The 21,908-nt window shown below is 48.5% G+C and carries 18 protein-coding genes and 1 pseudogene; 4 read left to right on the top strand and 15 right to left on the bottom strand.

Translation table 11 applies throughout. From position 1 onward, the window contains the following. Window positions 1–300 precede the first annotated feature (300 nt). The 13 genes and pseudogenes from BJP58_RS00720 to BJP58_RS00665 all read right to left on the bottom strand — a co-directional run bounded on the left by BJP58_RS00720 (window position 301) and on the right by BJP58_RS00665 (window position 14,770). On the bottom strand, window positions 301–1,278 hold the full coding sequence (locus tag BJP58_RS00720; RefSeq protein WP_194542364.1) for an N-acetylglucosamine kinase: 978 nt from the start codon (window positions 1,276–1,278) through the stop codon (window positions 301–303). Window positions 1,279–1,313: 35 nt separating this feature from the next. Further along, on the bottom strand, window positions 1,314–2,096 hold the full coding sequence (locus BJP58_RS00715) for an SDR family NAD(P)-dependent oxidoreductase (protein ID WP_194542363.1): 783 nt from the start codon (window positions 2,094–2,096) through the stop codon (window positions 1,314–1,316). 187 nt (window positions 2,097–2,283) lie between these two features. After that, window positions 2,284–3,021 (bottom strand): trehalose operon repressor, encoded by a 738-nt coding sequence (treR, locus tag BJP58_RS00710; protein WP_194542362.1) that lies wholly within the window; start codon window positions 3,019–3,021, stop codon window positions 2,284–2,286. A gap of 62 nt (window positions 3,022–3,083) precedes the next feature. After that, window positions 3,084–5,114 (bottom strand): PTS system trehalose-specific EIIBC component, encoded by a 2,031-nt coding sequence (gene treP / locus BJP58_RS00705; RefSeq protein ID WP_194542361.1) that lies wholly within the window; start codon window positions 5,112–5,114, stop codon window positions 3,084–3,086. Window positions 5,115–5,139: 25 nt separating this feature from the next. Next, window positions 5,140–6,855, bottom strand: a complete 1,716-nt coding sequence (gene treC / locus BJP58_RS00700) for an alpha,alpha-phosphotrehalase (protein WP_194542360.1) — start codon at window positions 6,853–6,855, stop codon at window positions 5,140–5,142. 292 nt (window positions 6,856–7,147) lie between these two features. Continuing rightward, window positions 7,148–8,629: an S-layer homology domain-containing protein gene (locus BJP58_RS00695; protein ID WP_194542359.1), complete on the bottom strand. Its 1,482-nt coding sequence runs from the start codon at window positions 8,627–8,629 to the stop codon at window positions 7,148–7,150. A 132-nt stretch (window positions 8,630–8,761) separates the two neighbouring features. Further along, window positions 8,762–9,457 carry a response regulator transcription factor gene (locus BJP58_RS00690; RefSeq protein WP_194542358.1) on the bottom strand — a complete coding sequence of 232 codons (696 nt, stop codon included), beginning with the start codon at window positions 9,455–9,457 and terminating at the stop codon, window positions 8,762–8,764. Window positions 9,458–9,460: 3 nt separating this feature from the next. Beyond that, on the bottom strand, window positions 9,461–10,933 hold the full coding sequence (locus BJP58_RS00685; RefSeq protein WP_194542357.1) for a sensor histidine kinase: 1,473 nt from the start codon (window positions 10,931–10,933) through the stop codon (window positions 9,461–9,463). Between the two features lie 9 nt (window positions 10,934–10,942). Next, complete coding sequence (locus tag BJP58_RS00680) at window positions 10,943–12,163, bottom strand: amidohydrolase (protein WP_194542356.1); 1,221 nt, start codon at window positions 12,161–12,163, stop codon at window positions 10,943–10,945. 171 nt (window positions 12,164–12,334) lie between these two features. Further along, window positions 12,335–12,460 (bottom strand): annotated as a pseudogene (locus BJP58_RS33400) (SAM-dependent methyltransferase); the annotation flags it as partial. Window positions 12,461–12,478: 18 nt separating this feature from the next. After that, on the bottom strand, window positions 12,479–13,075 hold the full coding sequence (locus BJP58_RS00675; protein WP_194542355.1) for a hypothetical protein: 597 nt from the start codon (window positions 13,073–13,075) through the stop codon (window positions 12,479–12,481). Window positions 13,076–13,197: 122 nt separating this feature from the next. Then, window positions 13,198–14,172, bottom strand: coding sequence for a phosphotransferase enzyme family protein (locus BJP58_RS00670; protein WP_194542354.1), 975 nt, complete (start codon window positions 14,170–14,172; stop codon window positions 13,198–13,200). A 34-nt stretch (window positions 14,173–14,206) separates the two neighbouring features. Further along, the gene (locus BJP58_RS00665) at window positions 14,207–14,770 is read right to left on the bottom strand and encodes an SMI1/KNR4 family protein (RefSeq protein ID WP_194542353.1); all 564 of its coding nucleotides are present in this window, start codon (window positions 14,768–14,770) and stop codon (window positions 14,207–14,209) included. A 175-nt stretch (window positions 14,771–14,945) separates the two neighbouring features. On the opposite strand from BJP58_RS00665, the gene BJP58_RS00660 reads away from it, so the two are divergent. Both BJP58_RS00660 and BJP58_RS00655 read left to right on the top strand, forming a co-directional pair. Beyond that, complete coding sequence (locus BJP58_RS00660; RefSeq protein ID WP_194542352.1) at window positions 14,946–15,731, top strand: M15 family metallopeptidase; 786 nt, start codon at window positions 14,946–14,948, stop codon at window positions 15,729–15,731. A gap of 195 nt (window positions 15,732–15,926) precedes the next feature. After that, the gene (locus BJP58_RS00655; RefSeq protein ID WP_194542351.1) at window positions 15,927–17,390 is read left to right on the top strand and encodes a 4-hydroxyphenylacetate 3-hydroxylase family protein; all 1,464 of its coding nucleotides are present in this window, start codon (window positions 15,927–15,929) and stop codon (window positions 17,388–17,390) included. Between the two features lie 81 nt (window positions 17,391–17,471). Here BJP58_RS00655 and BJP58_RS00650 read toward each other — a convergent pair whose 3' ends face one another. Then, on the bottom strand, window positions 17,472–19,556 hold the full coding sequence (locus BJP58_RS00650; RefSeq protein WP_194542350.1) for a DUF5054 domain-containing protein: 2,085 nt from the start codon (window positions 19,554–19,556) through the stop codon (window positions 17,472–17,474). A gap of 292 nt (window positions 19,557–19,848) precedes the next feature. Here BJP58_RS00650 and BJP58_RS00645 point away from each other — a divergent pair, with 292 nt between their 5' ends. Beyond that, window positions 19,849–20,721, top strand: coding sequence for a serine/threonine protein kinase (locus BJP58_RS00645; RefSeq protein WP_194542349.1), 873 nt, complete (start codon window positions 19,849–19,851; stop codon window positions 20,719–20,721). An 82-nt stretch (window positions 20,722–20,803) separates the two neighbouring features. Beyond that, window positions 20,804–21,013, top strand: coding sequence for a hypothetical protein (locus BJP58_RS00640; protein ID WP_100539335.1), 210 nt, complete (start codon window positions 20,804–20,806; stop codon window positions 21,011–21,013). A gap of 100 nt (window positions 21,014–21,113) precedes the next feature. Here the strand turns inward: BJP58_RS00640 and aac(2')-IIb are convergent, their stop codons facing one another. Further along, window positions 21,114–21,836: a kasugamycin N-acetyltransferase AAC(2')-IIb gene (gene aac(2')-IIb, locus BJP58_RS00635; RefSeq protein WP_233354843.1), complete on the bottom strand. Its 723-nt coding sequence runs from the start codon at window positions 21,834–21,836 to the stop codon at window positions 21,114–21,116. Window positions 21,837–21,908 lie beyond the last annotated feature (72 nt).

Raw genomic sequence — 21,908 nt, 5'->3', positions numbered from 1 at the left:
TTTCATTAATTTTTAATCACTTCAAATATAAAGTCCTGCCTATCCATAACGCCTTAAAGAGCAGGCGGGCTTTTATGTATGTAATTCTGCCACAACATCTCTTCGGTCTCCGGATATGAACTTAGCTGCCATGACATCCACATATAAGGTATCACATCTCACTCGTTTTTTTAGTCCAACTATGCGACAAATCATATATAAAATTACGACATCCTTATGAGAAGAACATCATTAGGCAAATGGGGCTCTTACTACATATGATCCTCAGTTTACATAATATAAATTATGAAAAAATGAATTCTACCATGTAGCATGAGGGTGCCTGCGCATGGATTCAACCCTTTGGGAATCCACCTGCAGACCCAAACTGCGAAATGCCATAAGCACGGCGCCGGCAGCCGCCGATAATTGAGGGTTCTGAAATTCATATTGCTTGTTGATGCCAGATTGCAAGCTGTTTATCAGCTTAGATTTCATATAAGCGCAGTTTACGACACTCCCGATGCCGGTTACCGATACATGATCCGACTTAAAAAATGAACCTATAATCTCAACACCTACCATGATTTGTTTCATGCCTTCATCGCATACGCTCCGAGCTAATGGGCTTCCAGCTTCAGCTGCTGTCGTGATAAGTGGAGCCATCTCCCCGAACTTCTTGTCCCGCTCTTGTGGATCTTCTATAAAGCCCGATAACGCCAACATTCGAAGCTGGTCCCTATTTTCGACTCCCCAATAGGTTTGGATTTGACGGACCAACGATTCATCGGATGGATGAATATTCCCGGCCAACATCTGATACACAGCATCATAAGATAGAAATCTCGCTGCGCTGGCGGCGTAATGGTGAAAATCCACATTTTTGATAGGAATCTCTCGCTCGGTTATTCCCAGAATCATGGATCCCGTCCCCGACACAACAACGATTCCTGGATTCCCCATGAATGCACCTGTGTGCGCGACAACAGAATCGTTCACGTACCATTTCGGGCAACCGAGTCCTTCGATCGCGGTTAAACGAGTTACCCACTCCATGTCTTGATCCGACTCGTAACCCGCTATTCCCGCATACAGACCCTTGACTTGATCCAATCTGCAGCCTGCCATGGTAAGTGCCATGCGTATGGTTTGCTGAACATTCTTATGTGCATTCCTGTCTTTATGTATCGAGGAGGCTCCACCAACGGCATAGGAGAGAATATTTCCATACAAATCGCTGACCATGACGCGTGTTTGCGATCCACCTCCATCGATTCCGATCACGACCTCATGCTTCACATCCAAGACCTCCCGCGTTCTTAATTGCTAACGGCTTACAAAGACGGAGCTGAACCCCCGTCAATATTGATGGAAGTGCCTGTAACATAGGAAGCAGCATCGGATGCCATAAATACGATAACCTTTGCCGCTTCTTCCGTGTTTCCAATACGTCCGAGCGGAATGTTATGGCGCGGGTCCCGGGCATACTGTTCCCAAGCGAGTTCCGGTGATTCACGTTTCCAACGCGCTTCAAGCTGTGCACTGCGTATCGTTCCGATGCATACGGTGTTTACCCGGATCTGGTCTTTCGCCAAATCGTGACTCATGGCCTTGGTCATGGCTTGCCCTGCAGCGCGGCTGACGCTGCTTGGCATGGATGAGGCCGGCGGCGTTTTGGCCCAGGATGTCGTGACATTAATAATCGCACCCCCGCCGGACTCTCTCATATGAGGGACAGCTGCACGGGCAAATCGAATCGCGCCAAACAGCTTGAGATCCAGATCCGATGCCCATTGTTCGTCGTCGATCAGCTCAAATGGCCTGGCAGCGGCGGTTCCGGCGTTGTTCACCAGAATATCAAGCTGTCCATAATGCTGCACGGTATCGTTCACCGCTCGTATGCAATCCTCAGGTTTCGTAACATCCGCTGCGATGGTTAGCGTTTCGATATCCGCTGCTTGTCGGATATGGTCTGCCGCAGCTTTTAACTGCGCCTCATCCCGTGCACAAATCGCAACCTTGGCCCCTTCCAACGCAAAAGTAACCGCGGTTTCAAGGCCTATCCCTCTGCTTCCTCCGGTGATTAACACGACTTTTCCTGTCAGTCCCAAGTCCATGTTCTATCGGCTCCTTTACCTTGATTATCGGACAATCCCTACTAGATAGCTTCAACATCAAGAAGGAAATTCCCTCTTTCACTCCATCTATTCTCCGGCACATCGCCCCGTTAACCAAATCCCCGGTAAGCCTGTGTCAAGACAACATAAAAAAGCCGCGATGAAATTCGCGGCTGCATAATCACTTCTATTGCTCTCCAAAATCATGATTGGTTTCTCTTCTTGCAAAATCAACGAACTGAAATTTATCCAATCGATGCCTCGATTCCGTATACTGGAAGAGCGTGGTATCTTCCAGATGAACGTAGCCCCGGACTACGACGACATGAGTATCGTTTCCAAGATCCATATAGGACTGGTCCATCGTAGTAACTCGTTCAACGGAGATCATTTTTTTCGAGTAGCTGATTTTCAAATGGAGCTCCTGCTCCAGGTATTGATAGATAGAATCGCCGGTAATATCTCTCGTTAGACCCGTTACGATGTCGGCAAGCAAATAATCGATATCAAGAATGATGCGCTCACCTTCGATTTCCCTGGCACGGATGACCCTCCATACAAGCCGATCCGGACGAATTTGAAGCTCCCTTGCAATTCCGTCTCCGGCCGGAACACAATCCGTCTCATATACAATCGTTCGGCTCTTTCGGCCTAGCCGTTCCGCTAGCTCTTTATAACTGACGAGCCCCGTTACCGGGAAGTTCATTCTGCCTGTATCCAGCACAAAAGAACCTTTGCCTTTTACCTTGTGAATATAACCGTTTTGAGCCAGCAAATTGAGTCCCTTGCGTACCGTTTCCCTAGTGATTTGATAGGTTGCCGCAAGCTCGTTTTCCGAGGGCAGCTTGCTGCCGGGCTGCAGAGTGCCGGTTTCGATTTTGTCGGCATAATCTTTGTATAGCGTCCAATAAATGTTGTTCGTCATCCTTTATCACCATCAGTTATTGTACCATTTTCCAGCGGCTATTACATGCTGCATCGGAACTGTCAGCTTCCATTACCGAGAGTCACCTGAAGCACTCGCGTATCGCCTGGAAACGCTTCGCTTTCAAACTCCGTAACCTTCTGAATATGTTCCTGCCCATCTGGAATAATGACCGGCGTAATGACGGGTAAACCGGCTTTCTGAATCCGATCCATATCGAATTCAAGCAGCAGCTGCCCTTTGCTTATCTCCGCACCTGTTTCCACGTGAGCCGTGAATCCCTCTCCCTTCAAGGAGACCGTGTTGATACCGACGTGAATCAGGATCTGAACTCCGTTCGTATCCGTCAAAATAATGGCATGTTTGCTCTTCTTAATCAGATGCGCGACTTGTCCGTCAAATGGAGCATACACTTTTCCTTCGGACGGGAGGATGGCAATGCCCTGTCCCATCTGTTTATCCGCGAAGGCAAGATCCGGCACCTCAGACAGGGGAACCACTTTCCCTTTGATCGGTGCCATGATATCGACCACGGCTTCTTGAGCCGCTTCCATAGTTGGACTATTCGCCGATTCATACGAGTCGAACGACTCGGACTGAAAACTGCCGTTCAATGCTGCTGGAACAGCTTGTTCTGTTGCATCCGAGCCAGCAGGATTCCCTTCCGTTGTACGTCGAGACTGCTTGGACAACTGGTAACGCCCGAACAGCAATGTCCCTGTGAACGGAATGACCAATACAATCGCCATGCCGAGGAAGAAGACGCCCCACTGGTTAGGGAATATCGATAGGAATCCCGGAATCCCGCCCACGCCGATCGATGAAGCCAGAACGTTGTTCACAGCCAGCAGCACACCGGCTATTCCGGATCCGATCATGCCGAAAATAAACGGATATTTATGACGAACGTTGACCCCGAAGATGGCCGGCTCTGTGACCCCCAAGAAAGCGGAGATGGAAGAGGTAACGGCAAGTCCTTTCGCCTTCTGTTCCTTCATGATAAACATCATGGCCAGCGCTGCGGCACCTTGCGCAATATTAGACAATGCCAGCATCGGCCACAAGAACGTTCCGCCTTCACTGCCGATGAGCTGAATGTCCACTGCAAGGAAGGTATGATGCATCCCCGTGATGACAAGGAGCGCGTACAGTCCGCCGTAGATCAGGCCGCCGAGAGCGGCAAAGGAATCAAAAATGCTGACAAGACCTGAAGTGAGGACGTTGCCGATGGCAAACGTGATCGGTCCCACCAGAACAAACGCGAGGAAACCGGTCACCAACAGGGCCACGGGGGCCACAACAAGCAGCTTAATGGAGTCATGGACGCGTTTGTTCAGGAACTTCTCGATTTTGGCCAAAATATAAGCTGAGACTAGAACCGGCAGCACTTGGCCTTGATAACCGATCTTCTCCACTTCAAAGCCGAACAGGTTCCAGACGGGAACCGTACCCTCCAGCTTGGCATCGGCATACTGGTAAGCGCTGAGCAGATCCGGATTTACCAAGATCAGACCCAGTACAATCCCGAGCAGCGGGTTGCCTCCGAACTGTCTTACCGCCGACCATCCGATCAGAACGGGAAGGAAAGTAAAGGCAGTGCTTGCAATCAGATTAATAATCGAGGCTACGTCCGCCCACTCGGGATGGACCTGAATCAACGATTGTCCTTCATAGAAGATACCCGGTCCCGTAAGCAGATTGTTGATACCAAGCAGCAAACCTGCCATGACGATGGCCGGCAGAATCGGAATGAATATATCCGCAAGCGTCTTGATCGCCCGCTGCAGCGGATTTTGCTTCTTGCTCGCAATGTTCTTCACTTCATCCTTCGAAACTCTCGCTCCGCCGGTGATATCCATCATTTCATTGTAAACCTGGTCGACAAGACCCGGTCCGATCACGACCTGAAACTGTCCCTGGGACGAGAACTGCCCTTTCACCAGATCGTTCGCTTCAAGGGCTTGGGAGTCCACCTTGCTGTCGTCCACAAGGGCAAATCTTAATCGGGTTACGCAATGCGTAGCGGCTTCGATATTGTCTTTTCCGCCGACTGCCTCGACAATGCGCTCCACGTTTTTGCGATCAATGGCCATAGCTCTACGCTCCTGACATTATGAATTAGTTGTTATGAATAAGCCACATATAGGATGCATACGGTCGAAGTGCAATGGTTGGAGTAAGGACTTGTTCTTCCATTGTGTTGCCGATTAACAGTTGAACCGATCGACTTTCGTTCAGCTTGTCTATCATCGTCTTCGGAAGCTCGAACGAAACGTCGTGGTCGCTGAAATTGGAAATGACAACAAGCGTCTGTTCCTCGTTCGTTCTGGCATACGCATAAATTTCGGGATGACCTTCATCCAGACGAACATATTCACCGTCCGTAATAACCGGAAGGTTCTTTCGCAATTGAATCAGCTTCCGGTAATGATGATAGATCGATTGCGGATTCTCCACTTCGGATTGCGCATTGATCAGCGGATACCGCTCATCGATCTTGATCCAAGGCGTCCCCGTCGTAAATCCGGCTTGGTCACCGTCATTCCAGAGCATAGGCAATCTGGAGTTGTCGCGCGAGCGCACTTTGACGATGTGGGCAGCCTCCTCCGGCGTTTTACCCTGCTCCTGGAGAATGGTGTACATGTTTAATGATTCAATATCCCGAAACTCGGAGATATCATTCCATTTCGGATCGGGCATGCCGATTTCTTCGCCTTGATACACATATGGGGTGCCTTGTAACCCGTGAAGCGTTGTGGCCAGCATCTTTGCACTTTCCGTGCGGTATTTGCCATCATTGGTGAACCGGGTCAGCGCTCGCGGCTGATCATGGTTGTTCCAGAAGAGGGCATTCCAGCCACCGCCCTTCTGCATGCCGATTTGCCAATCGGAGAGCACTCTTTTCAGCTCCTCAAAATCATAAGGCTTGAGCTCCCATTTTTGCCCGTTGGGATAGTCTACCTTCAAGTGGTGGAAGTTGAACGTCATGGAGAATTCATTCTCCTCCGGGTTCGAGTATCGAATGCAATGCTCCAAGATTGTGGAGGACATCTCTCCCACCGTGACGAGATTGTAAGGCTTGAACACTTTTTCGTTCAATTCCTTAATGTATTCGTGCACTCGGGGGCCGTCCGTATAAAACCTGCGTCCGTCGCCCGGCGCCACGGATCCGTCGTCATCGGGAAAACTGGGATCCTTCGATATGAGATTGATGACATCCATCCGGAATCCGCTGACTCCCTTTTCCGCCCAATAGGTGAGGATATCCACAACCTCCGCACGGACCTTCTCGTTCTCCCAGTTCAAGTCTGCCTGCGTTTTGTCAAACAATGTCAAGTAATATTGCCCTGATCCCTCGTCATACTGCCAAGCTGGCCCTCCGAACTTGGATTGCCAGTTATTCGGCGGGCCGCCGTCTTCTGCCGGATCCCGCCAGATGTAATAGTCGCGATACGGGTTATCGCGTGAGGAAACCGCTTCTTTAAACCATCGATGCTCGGTCGATGAATGATTCACGACGATGTCGATCATCAGATGCATGTCTCGCTTTTTTAATTCGGCCACAAGCTTATCGAAATCGTCCATCATCCCGTATGCAGGATCTATGCTGCAATAATCCGCTACGTCGTAACCGTTATCATTTTGCGGAGAAACATACACCGGCTGGAGCCACACAATGTCGATGCCAAGTCCTTTTATATAATCCAGCTTCTCCATGAGCCCGCGTATATCGCCGGTACCTAGGCCGGTCGTATCGTTGAAGCTCTTCGGATATACTTGATAAACCGTCGAAGTTCTCCACCAGTCTTGAGACTGGGTTTCTGGGTTCAACATGAAACTTCGTCCTCCTCGTCATCTTGTATATACAGGTTGCATATAGGGAAATCATATACATGTATATACAGGTTGTCAACCGTTTAACATTTAATACCCACTTCCCGGACGTTTCGACTACAGAACTAACAATTTAATTGGAATTTTTTTCTGATTTTGTGGAATGAATTGCTAACCCCGAATGTCCCAAATGATAAAATGGTTTCTATACAAATGTAATAAACCCCATATGAAAAGAACGAGCTCTTGAGCTCATCCTTATCATATGGGGTATTCATGTTCCCACAGTTTATTAATTCACGGTCAGAACCGCCGTTGTTTCGCCTGCCCATTTGCCGACCGGTTTAATCGTATAGGTCGTTCCTGGCTTCAGTTTGCCCTCCTGATTAAGATCGAACACGCCTACTGCACCTTTGCGGCTTGAATATTTATAGGTTGCCATAAGCTTGCCGCCCTCTGTGTCAATCAATTCGATGCTCCGACCGGAGAACAGCTCATCTTCAGGGTCCTCGGATAATGTAATGGAAACGGAGCTGTCACCGATCGCCTCGGCTCCGATGATATCCAGCGGTTCGAAACTCTCCGCAACGAAAGTCGGGTTCGCAATCTGTGCCCAATCCGAGGTAACGGTATAGGTAACACCCGGCGTCAGCGTCTGGCCTTCAGGCAAACGGAATTTCGGTTCTTGTTTGCCATCCGTGGACTGGGTGAAGGGTACGTATTTGGCCACGATAGGTTGTCCGCCTGCAGGCGTAATCATGACTTCTCTGCCCTGCCCAGACGAGATGATCTGATAGACTTTTCCATCCGCGCTGTTGTTCTCATCCAACACGAATGCATTGGTTCCGCGGCCCCCGCTATAAGCGGAAATAACATAACCGTAGTCAACGACGCCGTTCGCTTTGAGTGCCTCCAACTCAAACGTATCCTGAGCCACTTGTCTAACCTCTGTCATGTCCAACTTCGTGCTATTACCTGTAAATGCACCTGCTGTTTTCCCTTTATAGGTAAACGTATACGATGTACCCGGTTTTTGAACGGAGGTTGGGACGATGTAAGTGGATATGGAGCCCGTCTTTAAACGCGGCATGTTGGTGAGTTCTAGTCCATTGTCAAATTTAAAATCTTCTTTGGCTTTGGCAAACGCCTCATTGTCTGTGGTCAATGGAGCATCAAAAGTGACGATCAGGGTTATCGCATTCAGTGCGCGGACACTGGTGATTTTGGCTTTTTCTGACGGAATCGCCTCATGGGCATTGCTGATCAAGTAGGCAGCTTGACCACGAGTGGTTTGGCCTTCCTCGGAATAAAAACGCTTTGCCCAGTAATCCACGGACTTGGCATCGCGTTTCAAAGCCTTAGACACCATTTGTACCAGCTCGGCGTGGGCAACGGTTCCTCGCGGGTCAAAACGGCCGTCAGGTGCCTGCATAATATCTTGCGCCACCAGCTCGGATGCGTACCGCTCATACCACGCGTTTGGATTCACATCCGTGAAGCTTGGCTCTGTCTCCCCTCTGCCTTCAAGACCAAACGCAAGTACAAGCATTTTCGCCAGCTCTGCCCGCGTGATCGGACTGGTTATCCCCATCGAGCCATCCTGGTAACCCTGCATCACGCGAAGCTGGGACAATACTTGAGTGGCTTGCTCTATATCTTGGACAGCCAGCGGAGCTCCCGCAGCCTCGACTTGCAGAACATGCAACGGCAGCGAAGCCGTTCCCAGAGCAGCTGCCACTATCATGGCCGCCAGTTTATTAGAATATGTTTTCATTGGTAAACCCTCCCTGAATCGTTGAAATATGAGCCTTGATTGTCATATCTCCATGATAGAGGAGAGTCCTAAACTCCCAAGAAAGCCGGGATTAAGCGTTTCGAAAACTTTTATTAACAATTTCTAAATTATTTAAACCGAAAAGCGGTAGCCAGCCCCCCAGACCGTTTCAATGTACTGCGGATTGGATGGATCCAGCTCCATCTTTTCGCGCAGCTTACGGACATGGACGGTTACGGTTGCAATATCCCCGCTGGAATCCATGCCCCATATCCGTTCAAACAGTTCCGTTTTGTTAAACACCCGGTTCGGATGACTAGCCAGAAATTCCAGCAAGTTAAACTCCCTGGTTGTGAACGCGACCTCCTGATTGCGTACGAACACTCTTCGCGCCGATTTATCGATAACCAAACCGCGAATATGAATTTCTGAGCTTGGATTTGGGCTTTGCTTGCCCATAAGCCTCACATATCTCATCAAATGGGCTTTGGCTCTTGCGACTAATTCGCTCGGGCTGAACGGCTTGGTAATGTAATCGTCGGCACCGAGATTGAAGGCACGGATTTTATCGATCTCTTCATTCTTGGCGGATACGATCAGAATCGGTACCTCCTTGTTCTTCCTGATGCGGCTGCATAATTCAAAGCCGTTCATACCGGGCAGCTGAAGGTCCACAATGATAAGGCTGTAGTCCTCATGAAGGGCAAGCTTCATACCCTCATTGCCTGTATGGCATAGATCAACCATAAATCCGTTCAACTCGAAATAATCCCGCTCCAACTGAGCGATGGTTGTCTCGTCTTCAATGATGAGAATACGTGCCGTCATGGATTAAAGTGCCTCCTTCATATTCGCTCGTTTGAGGGTAAAGTTCAGGCTGGTGCCGACGCCCAGTTCGCTCTCCGCCCAGATGGTACCCCCGTGTCCCTCGATGATCTGGCTGGCAATGGCAAGCCCCAGGCCGCTGCCGCCTGTTGCAGAATTGCGGGATGGCTCCGCACGATAAAATCTTTCGAATATATGAGGAATCGCTTCCGGATCGATACCCATGCCATTATCCCGTATTTCTACCGTTACCCATTCCGGAGACAGCCGGATCGAGACACCTATGTTTTTTTGCTTCTTGTCCATGAAGTTCTGGGCATTTCCAATGATGTTGAGCACGGTTCGCTTTAATTTTTCCAGGTCGGCAATGACCTCGACAGGATCACCGGGGCGTTCCTTCCACTCCAGCAAAATGTCCTTCTCCTCCAACACGTAGCGCTGCTCATCGATGCAATCGTCTATAAAACCGATGATATCGACATGCTCATACATGAACGGAACCTGCTTTAAATCTAGCTTGGAATAGAGGAACAACTCATCCACAAGCCTATCCAGATCAATGGTTTTCGTGTAAATGATGTTCACGTATTTATCCATTTTCTCCGGCGTATCCGCAACACCGTCGCGTATGCCCTCGATATACCCTTTAATATTCGTTATGGGAGTGCGCAAGTCATGAGAGATATTGGAGATCAGTTCTTTCCGATTCTCTTCATCCTGAAGCCGCAGTTGAATCGATTCATGCAGACGCTTCCGCATATTCTCAAACGTCTCATTTAACTGACCGATTTCGTCCTTGGAATGCAAATCCAGAGAAAACTGGAGATTTCCCTCCCTAATGTGTTCCGCCGAATGTCGGAGCAAATCAAGCGGTTTGACCACGCTGCGAGTGATCCAACGATATAACAATACGTTCGCAACAACAACGATGCCTACGAGACTCAAGACAAGTATGGGCAGCAGCTTGCGAGTGACTTCGCCGAATGGACTTCGCTCGCGAATCACGTACACGCTCCCTTTGGCCCCGTCCGAATACCGGAAATCATATTTGGCATATGCATAGAACCGTTCACCGATGTTAAGGGTATTGCGGATCTGATTGTTGTTCAGGTCATATGGAGGCAGATTCGCTTCCAGTTCAGGCTGGTTCATCGTGTTGGACACAAAGACCTGGTCGTTTTCTCTGCGGACGTACAGTCCTGCTCGTACGGTTCTCAGCTTAAAATCGTATTCCGTCAGAAGCTCTTTGTTCTGCAGCTCATCCGGCTCGTTCTTGGAAAGATATTTTAATTCGAGGAAAATAGACTCCTCTTGTTCCGTGAGCGGGTTAATCTGGTAGTGCACTTTATAAAAATCCCGAACACCGTGAACATCGCCGGTAGCCGCAATGGTAAACAAACTGGCAGTCAAGACAAAGACCAGCAGGCTAATGACCAGCATCCCGGTATAGGACAGCAGCAACTTAATCCGAATGGACATAAAATTCGCCTAAAGCGAACCGGAAACGATGTGTCCCTGAAACATCGTCGCCACGCGTTTGGATCTTCTCGCAACGGCTTCAGCAGAACAAGAAGCTTCGACCACTACGATGCTGGCGACGTCTCCGACCTGCGGCCACACCTGCTCCCCATCATGATTCAGCGGTGTAATGCCACCGGTAATATATTGAAGCGTTTGCGCTAGAGCGCGTTCATCCACCCATCTGGATATTTCGGCCAGTCGGCCGGCGCGCTCCAGCACATCCCCATTTCCGAAGGGAGACCACACATCAAAAATGTTGTCGCATCCGACGGCCACTTCTACACCTCGCTCGTGCAGCAAACCAACCGGCGGAAAGTTCCGGCCAATGGGCACACTCGTAATAACGGCGACCCCCGCATCAGCGAGCAAGTCCCCCATTTCCTGTGCTTGGGATGATGGAATATCGCCCAGTCCGAAGGCATGGCTGATCGCCACCTTGCCCTGCAGACCCGCCTCGATGGTCAGCTGTGCTAACCGCTTCATGGTGAAGGTTCCCAGATGATGGGCATCATGCAGATGCAGATCAATGCCTGCATTGGCTTCCACGGCGAGCTCCACCATTTCCTGCAAGGAAGCTTCGATATCGCCATCCACCGTCGCCGGATCAACTCCGCCGACCAGGCTTGCTCCTCTGCGAAGTGCTTGTCTTACTAACTCCGTTGATTTCGAGCGCAGCAAACCATGCTGCGGAAAAGCTACGATCTCATAAGATAACTTTCCTTCAAACGAGCGTAGTGCCTGTTGTACCGCTTCTAAATTGTCTAATCCGGCTTCCGGATAAATATCGACATGCGTTCGGACATGTGTCACCCCGGACTCCAGGTACATTTCAAGCAGCCGTTCCGCACGTTCCTGCGTTAAGGTATCCAGCGAAGGAAGCGTCGCTTTCTCGATTGCCAAACGTTCGAAAATACTGGAAACCGGCGTAACGGAACGCCATCGGTCACCAAGCAGCGTTTTATCCAAATGGCAGTGCTTTTCGATAAAGGATGGCAGAAGCAATAAACCCTTCACATCGTGCTGCGGCCACTCGTCTGTTATCGTTGTGTCCGAAGCTACAATTTTCGCGATTTTCCCATCTTCTATGAATATATGGCGAATCTCCGTCTTTGTTCCCGTAATAACGCCATCTTGAACTTCATAACCGCTTTCTAACCGGGCATTGGTTAGCCAAAATGCTGTACTCATATATCTATCATTCCTCTCTCCACTTACCAGATATACGATCATGCTATCACAGGAAAAATGATATGGATAATATTTAAAAAATAGGATTTACTTAAGTTTTACATATACATAAAAAGAAAAGCCACCCGCTTGGATGACTCTTCTGATGAAGCCTTGGAAATGGCTATGCTGTTAAGCCTTTATGGCTCTTGTCGCAATAAAACTGTTCGCATAACGGTCCAACAATTTCTCGCCTCCGAAGGAATCCTCGTATAACCCGGCAATCATAAATCCGGATTGGATCTGACCTCCAATTTGCTGTTAGAATCATAGGCTCTATTCTATATTCATGGACCTTTGGTTCAGCCAGGCCTGAAACTGCTCCGGCGTGCTTACGTTTTCTTCCAGGACCGCTGTATAAATATCAAAGCTTCGCACGGTTTTGCCATATTCAGCACGGCTTGCCCAGTTATTTTTGATTCTCAAAATAGCTTCCTGGCGTTCCCGAGTCAGCAGATCAGGCATCGTTATGATATGTTTCAAGTCGGGTTGTCTCTCCGGTTCATCCACGAACCATATGTCCATCTTCCACTCCTTCCCTTGCTGAGACTTATACTTTAGGCCAATGTACAATCCATCGGGATAAGCGGGATCCGTATTGTAAACTCCGGTATCATTGATGAACTTCAGTTCCCGCACACCAGCACGTAGCATGAGTTCCGATGCGATTTGTGCTATTAATTGTTGATTCAGCCGAGAACATTTTACCGTCATGTCCAGGTCTCTCCATACCATCAACCCGAGGGCTGAGCTGCCGACACGCACCGGTTCGCCTGCTTGACTTAATAACTCATGAAGTCGAAGTTCATCTGCTACCTCAGAAGCCTCATCCTGGAGAGCTTTTTGTTGCAGCAGAAGTTTGCTTTCTGCCATACGCTGTTCACCTCTAATCCTTAAGTTGTATATCTCATATCGTATCACCCGATTAGCGTGCTGACCAAGGGATCGAATGCTTATAATGATCTTTCACGGATATCGTCCGAGCCGACATCGATTTATACGGAATAAAATATGCGTTCACCCGCTAAATAAGGCGTACAGTAATCGGCGCACAGCTTCGGCATTCGTTCACGCATCCATGCATGCACCGATTCATTCTCCATCTGAAAGACATAGTATCCGATAATGGCCAGCAGCATGAAACCTTCTAACAGAACAAGCTTATCTTCTCCCGTGTGATCATGGCCATAATACCCTTTCAGGAATATATCCCGAAGCTCTGAAGGAACCATCATGGCACCCATTGCAACATCCGTGTAATCATATCCTGGTCCGAAAAAACCAAAATCGATAAAACACAGTTCTCCATCCGAGGTCATGATGATATTCCCCAAGCTTAAATCACCGTGGATAAGCCCCCAAGCCTCAACGTTCCTATTGTCCTCAAGGCGCGCGTTAATCAACGATATGGTTTCTTCAATAATGGAAACATCGGTGGAAGTAAACAAATCTTTCGCTAATCCTTGCTGTATAACCTCGATCATATATTGATTGTAGGCAATCCCCTGACTCGGACGCTTGTCCAGGCCCTCCGGCTCGTATTGGCTATAGAATTTGTGCAGCTCTGCAATGCGAGCCCCCAGCTTCTCGACCAATACCGGGTCGCTTACGTCATCCTTATGCAAGTCTCTTCCTTCCAGCCAGGTAAGCACGGAGCTGTTCCAACGCTTCCCCTCGTGTTCGATGACCGTGATCAGCTCACCTTCCCGATTACGCACAGGCCTTTGGACAAGCAGATGATTTCGGTCTGACAAGTGCTCCAGCATTTGCAGCTCACCCATTAGACCTTCGTAAGTATGCTGCTGACCTGCCATGCCGTCTTTGAACGGTTGATGAATGCGCAGCAGATATGTACTTCCGTCATGGCCTTTTACCTTGTAGGTTCGATTTTCATTATGCCGAATAAACGCAATCTCCGCTTCACGGATATCGTATTCATTCAAAATTTCCTGCAGCTGTTCATTTCGCATGTGACGATTCTCCTTATAGACAAAGATAAACGTTTCAACCTTCCAGGAACGTATGGTCGAAATACGCCTTGAAATCCGGATATAAAAATATCAGCGACTCTTTAAGCTTGGCATGATCCGTTCGTTCCTCATCCAGATCAAACAAGATTTCATGTTCGATCTCATAGATCGCTCCGTAACCCTCGCCTGCGTCCTCTCTTAGATCGATACACCATATCTTTCCGTACTCTTCGTCCCATGTAAAAGGAAGGTATCCCAGCCGGCACAACAAGGGATTGTACATGTGCCTGACATTATCCAGCGGCTCGTCAACTGCTTGTTCAGGTATGACGTCAAAGTAATGATGATACGTGGAGATGAATGCTTTATACCACTCCGGAAATGTCAATCCATATTCTTCTTCCATCGCCCCAAGATGATCCTCACTCACAACGGAAGGAACCAATTTCCATATGGACCACTCCTCATCGTTATCGACGACTTTCATCTCTGCAGGAACGTCGGGACGCATCCACCTGCAGAATCCCTCCTCCGTCACTTGACTATATTTAGCGTAATAGGTCTCAAACCCTTGTTTAATATAATCGCGTATTTCCATCTAAAACGTCTCCTTATGTAGAAATTTGTTACGATTTCATATCACTATAATCTATTTTTGGGTTATTATTAGATTCGATCTATTCTATTTTGTTTACAATTCAGAAACAAGTCAGAGATTCTACCGATATAACTCTCTTATATACTCAGAGACAGCTAACGAGGAGGGACATCATATGCACAAAAAAATAGTAAAATCCATCATACCCACAGTCATCATCGGTTCCGTTGTCACAAGCCTGGCCTTATCCAGTTTTCTAAGCAGCACCGGCATTGGCAAGGCGGAAGCTGCCGCTGCAGCTTCTTCCAGCTTATCATTTACTGCGTTTTTGGAAAACAACGCTCCTAACCGGACTATAAAAACGGTTCGTGGTTTAAATACGGTCACCAATCTATCAAGTACCGTTGTACTCGTCAACAAGCAAAGAAATCTACCATCGAGTTATGTGCCTCAAGATTTGGTCATACCCCGTATTCCGTTCAGCTTCTCAGGACCCAGTCCTAAGAAACAGATGAAACGAGTAGCGGCAACTGCGCTCGAAAAATTGTTTGCGGCTGCCAAGAAAGACGGGATCGATCTCAAAGCCGTGTCAGGCTTCCGATCCTATGCCACACAGAAGGCCATATTCGAACGCAACGCCCGTAATAAGGGCGAAGCCGTCGCTAATAAAACAAGCGCTCGTCCTGGACAAAGCGAGCATCAGACCGGGCTGAGCATGGATATATCCAGCGCTTCCGTAGGATATGCATTGGAGCAAAGCTTCGGAAATACCAAAGAAGGCAAATGGCTGAAAGCCAATGCACCGAAGTACGGATTTATCATTCGTTACGGAAAAGGCAAGGAGAAATTAACCGGCTATTCTTATGAGCCCTGGCATGTCCGTTACGTGGGCGTCTATATTGCAGGAGAAATCACGAGGCAAAACCTGACGCTTGAGCAGTATCTGGGTCAATCCCATTAATCGAAAAATCAAGAAATGGACCATAGCGGGTCCGTTTTTTTTGCCTTTGTCACTTCCCGATTTCAACTCTTGAGGTACATCCGCATATTTTTCGTCGGTTCCGACGGACAATGTACTCCGCGTGGACGAAGCACGTACATTATCAGCAGTAGACAGGTTCGTTAGCTTATGATTTTTACAAATGGGGTGAACAACGTGCCTATTAAATCGGGAAAGCAGTATATCGAACGGATTGACCGGCAGAATATCAACATTTGGTATAAAGGTGAGCCTATCAAGGGACCTTTATCCGAGCATTCTGCATTTCAAGGTCTTATTCAAACCCAGGCCGATCTATACGATATGCAATGTGACGCAAGATATATGGAACAATTGACTTACCCCTCACCCGATACGGGAGAACGGGTAGGCTTGTCTTTTCTCCCGCCAAAGAATGCTGAGGATTTGCAGAAACGCCGAATCATGATGGAGTTATGGGCGAGGCGGCATCACGGCTTTTTAGGGCGCGCTCCCGACTATATGAACACCGCGATCATGTCCTTATATACCGCTGCCGATATTCTGGAGGAACATCATCCGAAATACGCGGAGAATCTCAGGAACTATTATAAGTACTGTCGTGATCACGATATTACATTATCTCACGCCTTCATCCAGCCCTATGCATGTAAAATGTCCGGTCAGCAGGATGCTGCTGAAGACGCTATCGCGGCTAAAGTTGAAGAGATGAATCATGAAGGAATGATTATAAGCGGGGCCTTCTTGATGGCAACACAAGGGGCTACTTGCGAAGAAATGCTGGTATTCCCGACCCCTTCGCCAACGATGTCCCAGGATGTAAATCCTTCTGCGTTTGCATTTGCGGTTCCCAACGATTTACCGGGAATGACTTTTATATGCCGTGAAAGCTACGGTGCCACTTCTTCCTATGATTATCCCCTGAGCGCCAGATACGAAGAGATGGATACACTCGTCATCTTCGACCGCGTGCTGGTCCCTCATGATCGAATATTTTACTATGGGGACGAGACTTACGCCGGACGTTTATTCGGCGAAAGTCACTTTCATACGCATATCGCCCATCAAATGGCCGTCCGTTTTATCGTAAAAACCGAATTCATGCTCGGCTTGCTGGAATCCTTGGCAGATGAACAGAACATTGGACTCGAGCCCCATATGGTCTCGAATGTTTCGAAAGTGATTACATTTTTGGAAACCTTCAAGGCATTAAGACTGGCCTCCGAACAGGGCGCCAGCCATGATAAATTCGGATATCTCGTACCAGCTGCCAGTCCTCTTATCGCATCCAGCATCCTCTTCCCCAAATTCTATCCCGAGATGGTAGAGATGATTCAACTGCTAGGCTCCAGCGGCCTGATTATGATCCCTTCCGAATTGGATTTTCGATCGGAGTCAGGCCCCTACCTTAATCAATATTTAAAAGGGGCAACGACGGATGCTCGGGATCGCATCGCATTGTTCAGGCTTGCATGGGAGCTTGGTGCAAGCTCGTTCGGTGGTCGCCAAACCCAGTTTGAACGATTCTTCTTCGGAAATGCGCAGACGGCTGCCTATCGGATGTATAACCATTTTGAACAGCATGAGCAGCTTCGGAACAGGATCAGCGATTTTCTTTCCCAAGAGAAACCTTCTTCATAGCTTGACCGGGGGATGATCCAACAATAAAAAAGATGCGAGTTATAAACTCACATCTTTCGGTTTGTTTCATGATCAGATGACTCACGAATGAGAGTGCAGGCTCAATCTGAACCGATAGTTCATATCATCCTCGAACCACATCATGAAATTCGTACCCCATACGTTGTTATGCAGATTGAAATGAAATCCTCCGGTCAATGAAGCATACGTATTGTCAAATTGCAGCAGCCGCGGTTCTCCCGGACAAACAAGCGGCGCGTCCAAGGTTTCAATAGCCGCCGTTCCGTCCGCCCCCTCATAATATAGGCCCGTGTTGATTCCATGCATGTTCCGGTTGCCGTCCTTTACGACGAATAACGGAGATATGCGTTGACCGAGCTTATCCATCTTCCAGGCGTTAGGATTATCCACAAGAGGCGCAAACGAAAACCAGCTTGCTTCCGGAAGACGGCATGCTGGTTTGCCCCTCCAGCTTAGACTTACCTCAATGACGGGCTCATTCGCATGGAACATATAGATCGCGTTCAGTATGCGTGGAGCTCCATACTGTTTGCCGAGATTCTCAGGCAGCTTCAGTTCGGCAGTTACGAGATCATAATCGGCGTACCTCTCCAGATGCAGGGTCCGCAAGGATGCCGTATACTGCCGATGCTCCGGCCGCGGTTTGACATATTCAATGCCCGGCTTGCCGAAATCGTTGTCCGCCCAGCCATGATGAATATCCAGATTGGTCATGTATTCCTTGAAGAAACGGTCGTAGTTTTCTTTGCTGAAGGTTTCATACCTATAAGTGCCAAGTCTCTGATGCTCGTTCGCCCATTCCTTCCCGGATCGATCCATCAATCGGTTGATCGATCCGTCGGCAGCAAAGCTTACCTGAAACTGCCCTAATTCGTAATGCTCGTTCGTTTCAATCGTCTGCTTATACTGCAGCGGCTCCGAGTCTTGGACGGTATCATGCTGACTCATCCGATCCAGCTCCATTCTCGCTTCAGCTGCCAGCGCTTTCGGCAGCGACTGAACGGCCTCTTCAAGATAATCCCGCTGCTCCTGCCAAGAGCTCTCGTAATGGCTGTATGACCTGATATCATTCGCCTGCTGGCACAGGTAATCGTATTTTCTCCGTTTATTGTCTTCTACGATATCCCGTGCTCTTGCAGCGGCTAAATCCGAGGAGGAATAATTAACATAATCGACGAGATAGACCGAATTGTTCAACCCCCAGGTATGCTCGGGGATCAACATCAGACGGTTGCAGAATCGAGCGTACGCCTCGCTGTCCTTATCCAATTGACCGGATTCGATCCAGCGATCCCGAAGCCTTAGCAATTCACGGTAGCGAGCGATTTTCCAAGGATCCGAGGCAATCCCGTGTATCCACGAATCCCCAATTTCTTCACTCACGACAGGCAATCGATCTTTGACGGTACGCAGTCGCTGGGCAAATGCATCAAGTGTCGAGGCCATGATTTCCGCCCCTGGATAATCCTGCTCCAACTGTTCAAACAATGCACGGATCTCCTCTAGCGTGGATGGACCATGGTTATCATGGGTATGGGCAAAATACAAGGCATCTTCCAGCCCTTCCATGTGAAACGGTTTACCGTAACTATCCGCATAATGGACGATGATCTCCGAGCCATCGGAAGCGCGCCATACAAATACTTCCGGCACCTTGGGATTCTTGGATACCATATTAACGCCCAAATGCAAATATTGTATGCCGTGTTCTGCCAGCAGTGGGACCATGGCAAGCGTATGGCCCGGAACATCCGTCATTTTAGCGGCGATCGTGGACTTTCCGTACTTTCGATCCAAGTCGTCCGAAATGGACATTCCGAATTCGAATAACCGGGCATCCATGATTTCCGTATGTGTTGTAAACGGCAGCCCGTGCCAAGCAATGCGCCCCTCCTCAATGGCTTTTTCCATGCGCGCCCGCATCTCAGGAGAAGACGTTTGCAGATATTCATGGATTAACCACGAGCCGGTCGTCCATATGAATTTTGCGTTCCCCTCTTCGTTAGCCAACTGTTCGGACAGCTCCAAGGCCTGGGGGATGAAATGCTCCATATACCGCTCGATTACGTTCTTTCCCAAATCGGTAAACCCGATGTCCAGATGGGTCTTAAATACGACATGAACTCTTTTGATTGATGCTGTCATGCTTCACTGCCCCTTTCCACCATAAATGGCTAACCACGAACTTTGAGCCCAATTTTACAAGAGTGCAACGAACAAGTCTTTGCATGAAAGGGTCATGCTTTTGCAAAATAAGGACACCTGATCATAAATCAGATTGGAGACCAGACATACAAAAAACCTCCAATCGAATGAATCTCGACTGAGCCCCGGCAGTTAGCTGAACTATCTTTAGTTAAACTTATCATGTACGATAAATAGGAATAGCACTTGCTCCGGAAGATCAAACGGACCCAAGGGAGAGATTGGAATCGATATGCGCTTATTCTCATACTTAAGCTCCTTTATAAACGCTTGGCGGGATTACCCGGCTGAACAAAATACGGTACTGGGGAATCGTTACACTGTTCAACAGAGGATTGGGGAAGGAAGTTACGGCATCATCTATAAATGCAGGGATCAACAGAGCGGAAACGTGGTGGCTGTTAAACAGTCGAGACCCAGCAAAGGCGATTACGCCAAAGAATTGCTGAACCGTGAGGCAGCGATATTACGTTCTCTCCAACATCCGCAAATTCCGGCATACCGGGATTTTTTCACAGACAACCGCCATACTTATCTGGTCATGTCTTATATGAACGGTGATACACTTGAAGATTTAATATTCGAACAAGACATGAAATACGGAGAAGTCGAATGCATCGAGATCACGCTGCAGCTTCTGAAGCTGGTCCGATACATACACGACCAAGGCTATGTTCATCTTGATCTGCGGATTCCGAACGTACTGTTTAAGGATGGCAGGATCCAACTTATTGATTTCGGACTCGCGAGAAGGATTGGTGAGCCCCCTCCGCTCCAAGTACCAGTACGGAAAAAGTTCAAGGCAGACAGCTCGGCGTCCTCTGTTCAATATAAGGACTCGAAGGAAAGCGAGGATCTCCGGGACATCGGTCACTTTATGCTGTTCATGCTCTATTCCACCTACGAACCGGATCACAACAACCGGGGTGCAACCGTGGAGCGAAGCTGGCAGGAAGAACTTCATCTCTCGATTGAACTGCAGAACATGATTAGACGCTTGATGCAATTGAGTGAACCTTACTCAAGTTCTTTGCAGTTCATGCACGAGCTGCAGTCGCTCGCTAATGCAAGAGACTACCCCTCTGATAAGAAGGGCAGCCTTTAATTTGATTATGGGGTTTCATTTATGTTACGATCCGATTAAATTATATGGAATGATGACGAACAAGAAAGGAGGATGTTTTCGCATGTTAAGAAAGATCATGAATAAGCTTCTCCACTCTACATCCCATAGTCATGGCCGTAAGCGTTACAGCAGTTCCGCGAAGAATTATGGAAGAAAATACAGCAGCAGTCATGGCTATTCGCGTCGTAAAGGTTCCTCATCCGATTACAAACACAGGCATGGCAACCAAGGTCATGGCTATTATAAGAACAGAAGAGGCAGCTCGAGCTAATCATTTCACATCATCATGGAGTACTTCACTTCATCCCTCAACTTTATTGAGGGATTTCTTTATGGCTTCATACAGTAAGGAGTCTACGCTGCCCAGCATGTCATCTGATCGTGAAGTTAACCCCGTAATAGGACAACCCTAATTTATTTGCCACTCTCCGGGAAGAGCTATTTTCCCATAAAGTACTGTACAACGCCAGCGCGCCCATCTTTTGCACCTCTATGGCCCATCCGGCAACAACAGCAGCCGCATAACCTCTTCCACGACATTCCTCTAACGTTTCAAGCCCAGCTTCGTGAGCTCGTTCTGTAATCCGAACGCTGCGGCAAACCGATACCACCCTATTCTCATGAATGAGCGCAACACAAGGCTGGTCATAATCGATTTCCGTGGTCAGCCATTCAAAACCGGCGAGCGAATATTCGCGAATATTTCCCGGGGTGATCCTTACCGTCTGATTGACCTGCGTTGTTTGATCAGGTATCCAATAACAAGGTCCGCTCGAATAGTGCTCAGTGCGAAGGAGGTTCATATAAGCTGCAAAATGTTTAGGCCTCGTCTGAACCTCTTCAGTTACGATCGGCTCATCTTCAACCAAAGCCCTCAATTGCCCGGCAATTCCTGCGGGAACATCATGACGAAACCTGCAGATCGAAGAGCCGTCTATCGTTCGACCCATGAAAAATCTCGGGGCAAGCTCCTCTCCCGGCCAAGGCTCGTTGATGGTGCGAATTAGCATATCCCCGTCATGCGTAAACATCGCCTGAACATGCAATTCCATCAGCGCCGCAGCGGTTAGCTCGTTATCTTTCCTATGGTTCATGCTAATATCCCCTCCCGGTAAGAATGAATGCGCGAAGTTGGCTGCACATCACTTTCCATCATATCAGTTGTA

This window comes from Paenibacillus sp. JZ16, assembly GCF_015326965.1.
GTDB lineage: Bacteria > Bacillota > Bacilli > Paenibacillales > Paenibacillaceae > Paenibacillus_AQ.
This window is presented reverse-complemented; position numbering and strand designations above follow the sequence as displayed.

Excerpts from the sequence above, each read along its gene's own strand:
- BJP58_RS00715 (WP_194542363.1), bottom strand. The coding sequence starts at position 2,096 with ATGGACTTGGGACTGACAGGAAAAGTCGTGTTAATCACCGGAGGAAGC.
- treR (WP_194542362.1), bottom strand. The coding sequence starts at position 3,021 with ATGACGAACAACATTTATTGGACGCTATACAAAGATTATGCCGACAAA.
- treP (WP_194542361.1), bottom strand. The coding sequence starts at position 5,114 with ATGGCCATTGATCGCAAAAACGTGGAGCGCATTGTCGAGGCAGTCGGC.
- treC (WP_194542360.1), bottom strand. The coding sequence starts at position 6,855 with ATGTTGAACCCAGAAACCCAGTCTCAAGACTGGTGGAGAACTTCGACG.
- BJP58_RS00695 (WP_194542359.1), bottom strand. The coding sequence starts at position 8,629 with ATGAAAACATATTCTAATAAACTGGCGGCCATGATAGTGGCAGCTGCT.
- BJP58_RS00690 (WP_194542358.1), bottom strand. The coding sequence starts at position 9,457 with ATGACGGCACGTATTCTCATCATTGAAGACGAGACAACCATCGCTCAG.
- BJP58_RS00685 (WP_194542357.1), bottom strand. The coding sequence starts at position 10,933 with ATGTCCATTCGGATTAAGTTGCTGCTGTCCTATACCGGGATGCTGGTC.
- BJP58_RS00680 (WP_194542356.1), bottom strand. The coding sequence starts at position 12,163 with ATGAGTACAGCATTTTGGCTAACCAATGCCCGGTTAGAAAGCGGTTAT.
- BJP58_RS00675 (WP_194542355.1), bottom strand. The coding sequence starts at position 13,075 with ATGGCAGAAAGCAAACTTCTGCTGCAACAAAAAGCTCTCCAGGATGAG.
- BJP58_RS00670 (WP_194542354.1), bottom strand. The coding sequence starts at position 14,172 with ATGCGAAATGAACAGCTGCAGGAAATTTTGAATGAATACGATATCCGT.
- BJP58_RS00665 (WP_194542353.1), bottom strand. The coding sequence starts at position 14,770 with ATGGAAATACGCGATTATATTAAACAAGGGTTTGAGACCTATTACGCT.
- BJP58_RS00660 (WP_194542352.1), top strand. The coding sequence starts at position 14,946 with ATGCACAAAAAAATAGTAAAATCCATCATACCCACAGTCATCATCGGT.
- BJP58_RS00650 (WP_194542350.1), bottom strand. The coding sequence starts at position 19,556 with ATGACAGCATCAATCAAAAGAGTTCATGTCGTATTTAAGACCCATCTG.
- BJP58_RS00645 (WP_194542349.1), top strand. The coding sequence starts at position 19,849 with ATGCGCTTATTCTCATACTTAAGCTCCTTTATAAACGCTTGGCGGGAT.
- BJP58_RS00640 (WP_100539335.1), top strand. The coding sequence starts at position 20,804 with ATGTTAAGAAAGATCATGAATAAGCTTCTCCACTCTACATCCCATAGT.